Source organism: Erwinia oleae, assembly GCF_000770305.1.
Lineage (GTDB): Bacteria > Pseudomonadota > Gammaproteobacteria > Enterobacterales > Enterobacteriaceae > Erwinia > Erwinia oleae.
In genome coordinates this window covers 1-8,245 of sequence record NZ_JNVB01000108.1, presented here as the reverse complement: position 1 = coordinate 8,245, position 8,245 = coordinate 1, and the positions used below count along the sequence as shown (strand labels likewise).

The window sequence follows — 8,245 nt, the reverse complement described above, 5'->3', positions numbered from 1 at the left end:
AGCACTTATGGCGGTGTAAGGGGGTTGTGTTAGGTTATGCATTTGCTATAATCCTTTGCAGGCACCCAGCCTGCTTTATGGCCCCCTGATATCTGACTCTTCCGCCAAGTTGATGACAGATTTCGGGGGGTTTTTGCATTCAGGGGTTAAGCTTCTGCTTTCCCCCTTCCCTGGACGCTATTACCGGGAACGTCCCACCCGCATGAATACTGTAAACGTCGGTAAATTACCACGATGTTACATTAGGATCAATTATCTCGCCAAAGATCCCGAAAAAAGCAACTCTGTTTTCTTACCAAAAATCATAAAGTTGTATGAATCTCAATAACATTGAGACTATAAATATAGATCATCCTCCCATCGTTACCCTATCTATTTAAAACACGTAACCCCTGATTTTTACGCAAATTTTTTGTGTAGAAATCAGGGGTTGGACAAGCGAAGCGCGGCAGGGTTACGGGCGATGTTTCAGGCATTCTGTAAGCTGGGCGACCAGTTTTCGTGCGTCATCAAGTTGTTCCGCCATTTTTCGCGCCTCGTCAGCAATGCTTCCGTTTGTTGGCTGTTTTCCATTCTTGTGCATTTCCAGCAATATTTTTGCAGTGACATCATTCACTGTATAAAAATAATACTCTGGATATCCCAAAACATCTGCAATCTTCTGCACCAAGCTAAAGGGCGGCTCGGTTCGACCTATCTCATAGCTTGATAGACGGGAACGAGTGCTAACCCCTTCAATTCCAATCAATTCTGATAATTTTTCTTGAGATAGACCTACTGCTTTCCGGGCTTCTTTTAATCGCTTAGGCACCATATTTACCCCCCCTTTTGGGAAGGCTCATCTTACAAGTCACAAATCACTCAAATGTTGTGATATTGAGTGATGGTTGATTTTGAGTGATTTAATGTTATTATCATTAGCAGTTCTTGATGTTGACACCCCGAAATGACTGTATAAAATACCAGTTGTAAATTTATACAGTTAAGCTATGAGTACGCGCTCTAAGTTCCGCCAACTTAGGACGGCGGAAAATGGGGGCTTGTGCCCATTAGGGAGGATCTTATGTATGAATGGTACGTTTTATACTGCAACAATCAGGATGTTGAACGCATCACCCGAAGAGTCGAGGGACTGGATGTCGAGGTGTTTTGCCCCCGCTATATCAAAGTAACGCCACGTAAGGATTGCCGGGCGGTACGTCAGGAAGAGAAGGTGCTGTTTCCTAATTATCTTTTCCTCTGCTTTGACATCAACATAACGCATACATCGACTATCACATCAATTCCGGGCGCGCATGGTTTTGTCAGCTTCGGTTCAACACCCTGCACCATCCCCAAATCAGTGATAACAGCGATTGAATGCGCCCGTCTGATGGCGCTCAATCCTGATGAAGATGCTATCGAGTGTCGAAATATTGCCCCGGATTTGCTGGCAAAAATTCAAGAACTCTCTCTGATAAGGTCTCCGCTCCAACGCCAGGTAGCCTTTTCAAAACTACTCCAGAACCAATACCACTAACCACAACCTGACCTCCCTTGCACCGCAGGCTTCATAAGCTGCGGTGCTTTTTTCATAGGAGTTTTTCCCTCATGCCGAAAAGCGTACCAGGCAAATCAAGCACGGCTGTTATTTACATCGGGCAAAAGCGCTATCAGGAGTTAGCAAAGCAAGCCCGTGAAATTAGCTACTTATCTGAATCAAATATCCGGCCAAGCACCTTTCTCCAGTTCCTGATGGATGAATTTGGTGAGCAAGCCCGTACCGAGCTGCTCCGGCAGCTACTCGCAGAAAAACAGAAGGAGTAATGCAATGAGAAAACCCACCTATAACGTGTACGTCACGCAGGAAACCCAGCCCGGCGAGAACGGCGAAAAAAATACGTACTGGACGAAAGTCGGTGCGGCCTTCGCACACAATGGCAAGCCGGGGCTGAACATCATGATCACGCCCGGTATTTCCGTTTCCGGCAAGCTGGTACTCCTCGAACCTAAAGATGACGCAGCGCCGCAGGCTGCTCCTGTCAGTTAAAACAGGGAGACAGCACAATGAATCGAGACAATCCCAATGCCTGGTTTGCGTTCGCTGGCTGGTTGTTCGTTCTGTTCATCATCTGGCTGATCACCATTTTTCTGTTCTGAGGTTGCCATGCTTTCCACCACTGCTTTTCTGGCGGTGGCTATGCAGTGTGCCGCCGCCGTTCACCCTTCTACGTCCCTCGATGTGGCAAGGGTGGAGTCCGGTTACAACCCCTATGCCATCGCTGAGATCGTGCCTAAGCCCGAACGGAAACCCGGCGATAAAGGCTTTATTACTCACATGCCAAAAAGTAAGGAGGATGCAGTCAGCATCACCAATCAGATTGAGGCGAAAGGTCGCCGCTACTCTGTTGGCCTGATGCAGATAACCAGCACCAATTTTAAGCGTTACGGCGTCACCGCTACTGACCTTTTCAATCCCTGCATCAATCTTTCCGTCTACGAAAAAATCATCACCGACTGCTACCAGCGGGGCGGCACCCTGAAAAGGGCGTTGAGCTGCTACTACTCCGGCAATTTCAGTACCGGACAACAGCAGGAACCCGCTTTTTCAAAGACGAGCTATGTACAGCGGATTGGCTACTCCCCGGCGGATACCCGCTATGCCGTTCCCGGCACCCGCGATGATATCGCAACCCCAGCGGCCACCCTGAAAGCTACGCCTGTGGATGCGCCGACGCGCCCGCGCGTGGTGTGGCCGGGGGCGATCGTTCGCGGCGTTCCGGCTCAACTCCGCCAGAAAAAGGCGGCCACCGTCTATTACCCCGCGCAGGTTGTGCGCGGAAATCGCGATGTAACAACGAAAGAGGAAGAAAAATGAAACTTTTCAGTAAGGTAAAGGAATTAATCAGCCGTGCATCTGCTTATGTTCTGGCTCCGGCCATGAGCGTTTTTGCTGCCAGTCCGGCGTTCGCTGATGGTTTTAGCCGGGCAAATACCGTCATGGAGAAGGTATCCAGCGGGCTGCATGGTCTGGCGGCTATCACGATCACCGTGGCCGTGATCTGGATTGGCTATAAGACCCTGTGGAAAGGCGAGAGCCTGTCGCAGTGCGGCTACATCATCATTGGCGGTATTTTAATTGGCGGAGGCAGTGAAATCGGCGCTCTGCTGATGAGCTAAGAGGCTGAATATATGGCAAAGCTGCTCAAGGCAATGAAACGCCCGGCCGCGCTGTGGGGGGTGCCAATGGTGCCCCTGCTGGCTGTCACGGGTGTAACCATCATCGTTGCTATCTGGACTTCCGTCGCTCTCCTGTTCTTACTTCCTGTGCAATTTCTGGTGATGAAGTCCCTCACCAGAAATGAACCGATGCGGTTCAATCTGATTGCCGTATGGCTGAGAGCGAAGGGAAAGCCGGTAGCAAACCGTTTATTTGGCGCAACAACATTTATGCCCGTTGAGCATGATGATGTTGATATCAAGGAGTTTCTCGACGCCATGAAACTAAATCAGTGTGCCACCATCAAGAAGTACATCCCGTACTCATCGCACATTCATCAGCATGTGGTTCGTTCCCCTAAGAGCGATCTGTACTGCACCTGGGAATTGATGGGAACGCCGTTCGACTGCGAGTCTGACGAATCGCTCCAGTTCGGGACGAACCAGTTACACGGACTAATCCGCTCATTCGAAGGTATGCCCGTTACTTTCTATATCCATAACGACCGCAATACGTTTACCGACAATCTTCATAAAGATTCCGGCAACCCGTATGCAGATGAAGTTAGCCGTCTTTACTATGCTTCTGTCGGTCTGTTCCGGCGCAACCGCCTGTTCCTGACGGTCTGCTATCGCCCGTTTGTCAGCCTTGAAAAAGCAGAACGCAAACGAATGAAAGACAGCCAGAAACTAAAGGAGCTGGACGGTGCTTTGCTGGAAATGCTGGAAATAAAAAGCACGCTCGATACCGCGCTGTCGCGCTATGGTGCGCGGCCTCTCGGTACGTTTACCGAAGGAAACGCGGTGTTTTCGTCGCAACTGTCTTTCTATGAATATCTGCTAACGCATCAGTGGCGAAAGGTGCGCGTCACCCGCACCCCGGCCTATGACGTGATGGGAGCGGCGGCGTTGTTCTTTTCGGCTGAATCCGGGCAGATAAACCACGCCAACGGTACGCAATATTTCCGGGGGCTGGAGGTTAAAGAGTTCTCCGAAGAAACCGCCACGGGAATGATGGACTCCCTTCTTTATGCGCCCTGCGATTACGTGATCACGCAGTCTTACACCTGCATGTCACGCGAGGAAGCGAAAAAGGCCATTAAGCGTACCCGTCGCCTTTTGATGAGTGCCGACGACGATGCTGTTTCCCAGAGGCTGGATCTGGATGTGGCGCTTGACCTGCTGACATCGGGGAAAATAGCTTACGGAAAGCACCATTTTTCCATCATGGTGTATTCCCCGTCGCTGGAAAGCCTGGTTGCTGATACTAACGAAATCAGTAACGCGCTGAACAACATCGGGATAACGCCTGTTCCGGCAGAAATATCGCTTTCAGCGGCGTATATGGCGCAACTGCCAGGCAACTACAACCTGCGGCCACGTAAAGGGGAGCTGAGTAGTCAGAACTTTGTGGAGCTGGCCGCACTCCATAATTTCTATCCCGGCAAGCGCGATAAAGCCCCCTGGGGGGATGCGATGGCTTTACTGCGCACCCCGTCAGGTGATGGCTACTATATCAACCTGCATAACACACTGGCAGATAAGGACGAATTCAACGAGAAGAACCCGGCCAGTACCTGCATCCTCGGTACGAACGGTTCGGGTAAAACCATGTTGATGACGTTCTTTGAGATCATGCAGCAGAAATACGGCCGCGAGGATAGTTTCTCCCCGGATGCCAAAACCAAACGGCTGACAACCGTTTACCTCGATAAAGACCGGGGCGCAGAGATGAACATCCGGGCGCTGGGTGGACGTTACTACCGGGTTATCAGTGGTGAGTCTACAGGGTGGAACCCGTTCTCGTTGCCTGCAACCAAACGCAATATCAATTTCATCAAGCAATTGATGAAAATCCTTTGTACCCGCAACGGCTCGACGATCTCCCCACGCGATGAACGCCGTCTGAGTGATGCGGTTAATGCTGTGATGAATGACGAGCCGCAATATCGCGTCTACGGCATTACCCGAATGCTGGAAAATTTGCCTGAGCCGGCTACGAAAGAAGCCCAGGAAAACGGCCTTAGCATTCGGCTGTCACAGTGGGCGCAGGGCGGTGAGTTCGGCTGGGTGTTTGATAACGAGTCTGACACGTTCGATATCAGCAACTGCGATAACTTCGGCATCGACGGAACGGAGTTCCTGGACGATGCAAGCGTATGTGCGCCAATCTCGTTTTATCTGCTGTACCGCATTACCAGCCTGCTTGACGGGCGACGCCTGGTCATTTTCATGGATGAATTCTGGAAGTGGTTACGCGACCCGGTGTTTAAGGACTTTGCTTATAACAAGCTGAAAACCATCCGTAAGCTGAACGGGATGCTGGTCGTCGGTACTCAATCCCCGGCAGAGATCATCAAAGATGATATCGCCCCGGCAGTGATTGAGCAGTGCGGGACACAGATTCTGGCGGCGAACCCCAACGCCGACCGCGCACACTATGTTGACGGCATGAAGTTTGAACCGGAAGTGTTCGACGTGGTGAAAGGGCTTGACCCGCAAGCCCGCCAGTATGTTGTGGTGAAAAATCAGTTCAAGCGCGGCGATACCAAACGTTTTGCCGCTCGCGTCACGCTCGACCTGTCGGGTATCGGCAGATACACCAAAGTCATGAGCGGCGATGCCCCCAACCTCGAAATATTCGAATCGATTTACCGGGAAGGAATGCAGCCTCATGAATGGCTGGATACCTACCTGGCTAAAGCGCTCTGACCCAAAGGAGATATACGATGAAAACTCGCTTTCGTACTCTTATTCTGGCTTGCGTAATTGCAAGCCCACTGGCTCATGCTGGTATTCCCGTCGCTGTTGATGCTGACCCTATGCGGGACGTGCAGTGGGCGCAGGAGTTAAAACGCTGGATGGAAACGGCCAGACACTACCAGTCACAAATACAGGCATATAAAGACCAACTGGCGACGGCCACTGGCGTTCGTGATATTGCTGATTTTGTTGACCAGGCCAAAGGCCTGAAAGCTGACCTTGAAAAACTGCGTAAGCCCGGACAGGCACTGAATGACTTGCTTCTCTCCGGCGGTTCCTCCGGGCAGTTCGATGCGTTGTACGAGAAGTATAAAATTTTCGACACCTGCAACACGGCACAATCGGGGAGTTATGCCAACGTATGCAAGCAGCAGGTCATCAACAAGGCTATTCAGCTTGAGCAAACCGACGAGGTTCAGAATCAGGTAAGCCAGACCCTGGGGGAGATCAACAGCCTCTCCAACAGGGTAGCGTTAGCCAAAGATTCGAAAGAATCTCAAGACCTTGCAAACAGTATTCAGCTAAAATCTGTCATGCTGAATACGCTTACCACCCAATGGGAAATGAGTGTGAAAGCAGCAGAGAAGCGCGAAAAAGTGCTTGAGGCGGAGCGCGTTAAACAGTGGAATCAGCAGCAGTTAAACGCGCCAACAGTTGATTTAAATAGCTAAAGGGAACTACAACATGCGTTTATTAACAATATCTCTCCTGACATTATCAGTTTGCTTAGTTAGTGGGTGCAAAGAAGAGGCTAAAACCACCAAATGGTATAAAGACCATCCAGAAGAACTAAAAGCTGTTTACGAAAAATGTCAAAAAACAGGGAGCGCTTCGGAAAATTGTAAAAATGCGAACGAAGCTCACTGGCAAATTCAGCAATTAAATGCTCCGACTGTCGATTTAAATTCATAGTGAGGTAAATATGTCCGGTGGTGTTTTTGTTGGTGTTGAAAAGCACCTGATAGGTGGAATAACGGACGCCACAAAGGGATTAATGATGTCGTACTCTTCTATGATGATGGGGCTGGCGGTTACGTCAGCCACTATCTACATCATGTGGCGTGGATACCAGACGTTAGCAGGTAAGCTATCCACGCCGATGGAAGATACGATGTGGGACATCATGAGGATGGCGATCATCCTTTCCTTTGTGGCAAATATTAGTGGTTATCTCGATGGTGTTATCGACGCTATCAACGGGTTAAAAGAGGGCTTTTCTGGCAGTGATAACATATGGCAGCTATTAGATAGCTTATGGAATAATGCAAAAGTATTAGGTAAAACATTACATGATATGGACAACTCCACATATATAAAAGATGAGGGAATGACTGCTCAATTTTATGTATGGCTTGGAATATTCGTTTTAATGATTATCACCGCGTTCGTTTCCATGATAGCGGAAGTAATGATCTTATTGCTGAGTATTACAGCACCTATATTCATCTTTTGCCTTATGTATGGTTTCCTTCGCCCCATGTTTAATAACTGGCTACAAAACATATTTGCAGCCATATTAACAATTCTCCTTTCTTCTTTATCATTAAGGATTGTGGTTAATTACTTAAACTCAAGGCTTGCATTAGCAACTCAAGGTGCAGCCCAGGCAAATATCGTAGAACTAGGAGCGCAAGTCTGTCTTGCAGGTATCTGTGCGGCAATATTGATTTATCTCTCCGCAAAACTGGCCGCAGCGCTGGCCGGGGCTAGTGCTACCGTATCCATGCAGGGGCTGGCCGCAGTAGGTATCGGTGCGGCTGCTTTTGGTGCCGGGAAACTGGCCGCGAGTGCCGGAAGGAATACCACACGCTCCGCCCAGGACAACATTCAGGGCTGGAAGGATGCAAATGCAGGTAAGCCCGGCAAGCCCGGAGGTGAGTTAGGCTATAACGCTTCCAAAGCGCGTAAATACGCGATTGAGCAGATGATAGCCCGGAACGAAGCGCGGAGGCTGGCACAGTCGAGAGATTCCGCGGTTAATAAGTTCAACAGCTAGGCCAGACGTCTCCAGTCCATCCCCCGAAACACCAATCTATGAAAATATAATTATATTTTCATATTCCTAATTCAGTTGAGGAAATCATTGATGAAACGCTTGATTGCGCTGGCTTTGCTGTGCGCGCTTTCTGGTTGCGCCCAGAACACGCCTCCCTCTGCATTTAGCGGTAAGGGAGAACCCGTAAACACCCCTCAAATTATGGCGGAGTTAAACAGTCATGAGTGAACAGAAATTAATAGCTGAATCCCGCACCTTTGAGCAGCAAATGATTGAGCGGGATAAACG

11 protein-coding genes and 1 pseudogene are annotated in these 8,245 nt (G+C 49.6%); 11 read left to right on the top strand and 1 reads right to left on the bottom strand.

The genetic code is table 11. The features are described from left to right. Positions 1-454: 454 nt before the first annotated feature. A complete protein-coding gene (locus GS12_RS21355) occupies positions 455-814 on the bottom strand; it encodes a helix-turn-helix domain-containing protein (protein WP_034950652.1) in 360 nt (119 codons plus the stop codon). Between the two features lie 249 nt (positions 815-1,063). Between GS12_RS21355 and GS12_RS23740 the strand changes: the two genes are divergently transcribed. From GS12_RS23740 to GS12_RS24735, 11 genes and pseudogenes are all read left to right on the top strand, one after another. Next, positions 1,064-1,519 carry a transcription termination/antitermination NusG family protein gene (locus GS12_RS23740; protein ID WP_072016937.1) on the top strand — a complete coding sequence of 152 codons (456 nt, stop codon included), beginning with the start codon at positions 1,064-1,066 and terminating at the stop codon, positions 1,517-1,519. A 71-nt stretch (positions 1,520-1,590) separates the two neighbouring features. After that, positions 1,591-1,806 carry a hypothetical protein gene (locus GS12_RS21345; protein WP_004178170.1) on the top strand — a complete coding sequence of 72 codons (216 nt, stop codon included), beginning with the start codon at positions 1,591-1,593 and terminating at the stop codon, positions 1,804-1,806. A 4-nt stretch (positions 1,807-1,810) separates the two neighbouring features. Further along, the gene (locus tag GS12_RS21340; RefSeq protein ID WP_032722781.1) at positions 1,811-2,029 is read left to right on the top strand and encodes a hypothetical protein; all 219 of its coding nucleotides are present in this window, start codon (positions 1,811-1,813) and stop codon (positions 2,027-2,029) included. Between the two features lie 117 nt (positions 2,030-2,146). After that, the gene (locus GS12_RS21335; protein ID WP_034950632.1) at positions 2,147-2,857 is read left to right on the top strand and encodes a lytic transglycosylase domain-containing protein; all 711 of its coding nucleotides are present in this window, start codon (positions 2,147-2,149) and stop codon (positions 2,855-2,857) included. Further along, positions 2,854-3,159 carry a TrbC/VirB2 family protein gene (locus tag GS12_RS21330; RefSeq protein WP_034950629.1) on the top strand — a complete coding sequence of 102 codons (306 nt, stop codon included), beginning with the start codon at positions 2,854-2,856 and terminating at the stop codon, positions 3,157-3,159. Before GS12_RS21335 ends, GS12_RS21330 begins: the two co-directional genes overlap by 4 nt. Before the next feature lie 12 nt (positions 3,160-3,171). Then, complete coding sequence (locus GS12_RS21325; protein WP_034950628.1) at positions 3,172-5,910, top strand: VirB4 family type IV secretion/conjugal transfer ATPase; 2,739 nt, start codon at positions 3,172-3,174, stop codon at positions 5,908-5,910. 17 nt (positions 5,911-5,927) lie between these two features. Beyond that, positions 5,928-6,632, top strand: a complete 705-nt coding sequence (locus GS12_RS21320) for a type IV secretion system protein (protein ID WP_034950626.1) — start codon at positions 5,928-5,930, stop codon at positions 6,630-6,632. Positions 6,633-6,645: 13 nt separating this feature from the next. Further along, positions 6,646-6,873, top strand: a complete 228-nt coding sequence (locus GS12_RS23735; protein WP_072016936.1) for an EexN family lipoprotein — start codon at positions 6,646-6,648, stop codon at positions 6,871-6,873. A 10-nt stretch (positions 6,874-6,883) separates the two neighbouring features. After that, positions 6,884-7,957 carry a type IV secretion system protein gene (locus GS12_RS21315; RefSeq protein ID WP_034950623.1) on the top strand — a complete coding sequence of 358 codons (1,074 nt, stop codon included), beginning with the start codon at positions 6,884-6,886 and terminating at the stop codon, positions 7,955-7,957. A gap of 90 nt (positions 7,958-8,047) precedes the next feature. Continuing rightward, positions 8,048-8,185 carry a hypothetical protein gene (locus GS12_RS24875; RefSeq protein ID WP_000825479.1) on the top strand — a complete coding sequence of 46 codons (138 nt, stop codon included), beginning with the start codon at positions 8,048-8,050 and terminating at the stop codon, positions 8,183-8,185. Next, a pseudogene (locus tag GS12_RS24735) lies at positions 8,178-8,245 on the top strand (type IV secretion system protein); the annotation flags it as partial. The gene GS12_RS24875 and the pseudogene GS12_RS24735, both read left to right, overlap by 8 nt.

Bases quoted from the DNA above. Each gene is read 5' to 3' on its own strand.
- GS12_RS21355 (WP_034950652.1), bottom strand. From the start codon at position 814: ATGGTGCCTAAGCGATTAAAAGAAGCCCGGAAAGCAGTAGGTCTATCT.
- GS12_RS23740 (WP_072016937.1), top strand. From the start codon at position 1,064: ATGTATGAATGGTACGTTTTATACTGCAACAATCAGGATGTTGAACGC.
- GS12_RS21345 (WP_004178170.1), top strand. From the start codon at position 1,591: ATGCCGAAAAGCGTACCAGGCAAATCAAGCACGGCTGTTATTTACATC.
- GS12_RS21340 (WP_032722781.1), top strand. From the start codon at position 1,811: ATGAGAAAACCCACCTATAACGTGTACGTCACGCAGGAAACCCAGCCC.
- GS12_RS21335 (WP_034950632.1), top strand. From the start codon at position 2,147: ATGCTTTCCACCACTGCTTTTCTGGCGGTGGCTATGCAGTGTGCCGCC.
- GS12_RS21330 (WP_034950629.1), top strand. From the start codon at position 2,854: ATGAAACTTTTCAGTAAGGTAAAGGAATTAATCAGCCGTGCATCTGCT.
- GS12_RS21325 (WP_034950628.1), top strand. From the start codon at position 3,172: ATGGCAAAGCTGCTCAAGGCAATGAAACGCCCGGCCGCGCTGTGGGGG.
- GS12_RS21320 (WP_034950626.1), top strand. From the start codon at position 5,928: ATGAAAACTCGCTTTCGTACTCTTATTCTGGCTTGCGTAATTGCAAGC.
- GS12_RS23735 (WP_072016936.1), top strand. From the start codon at position 6,646: ATGCGTTTATTAACAATATCTCTCCTGACATTATCAGTTTGCTTAGTT.
- GS12_RS21315 (WP_034950623.1), top strand. From the start codon at position 6,884: ATGTCCGGTGGTGTTTTTGTTGGTGTTGAAAAGCACCTGATAGGTGGA.
- GS12_RS24875 (WP_000825479.1), top strand. From the start codon at position 8,048: ATGAAACGCTTGATTGCGCTGGCTTTGCTGTGCGCGCTTTCTGGTTGC.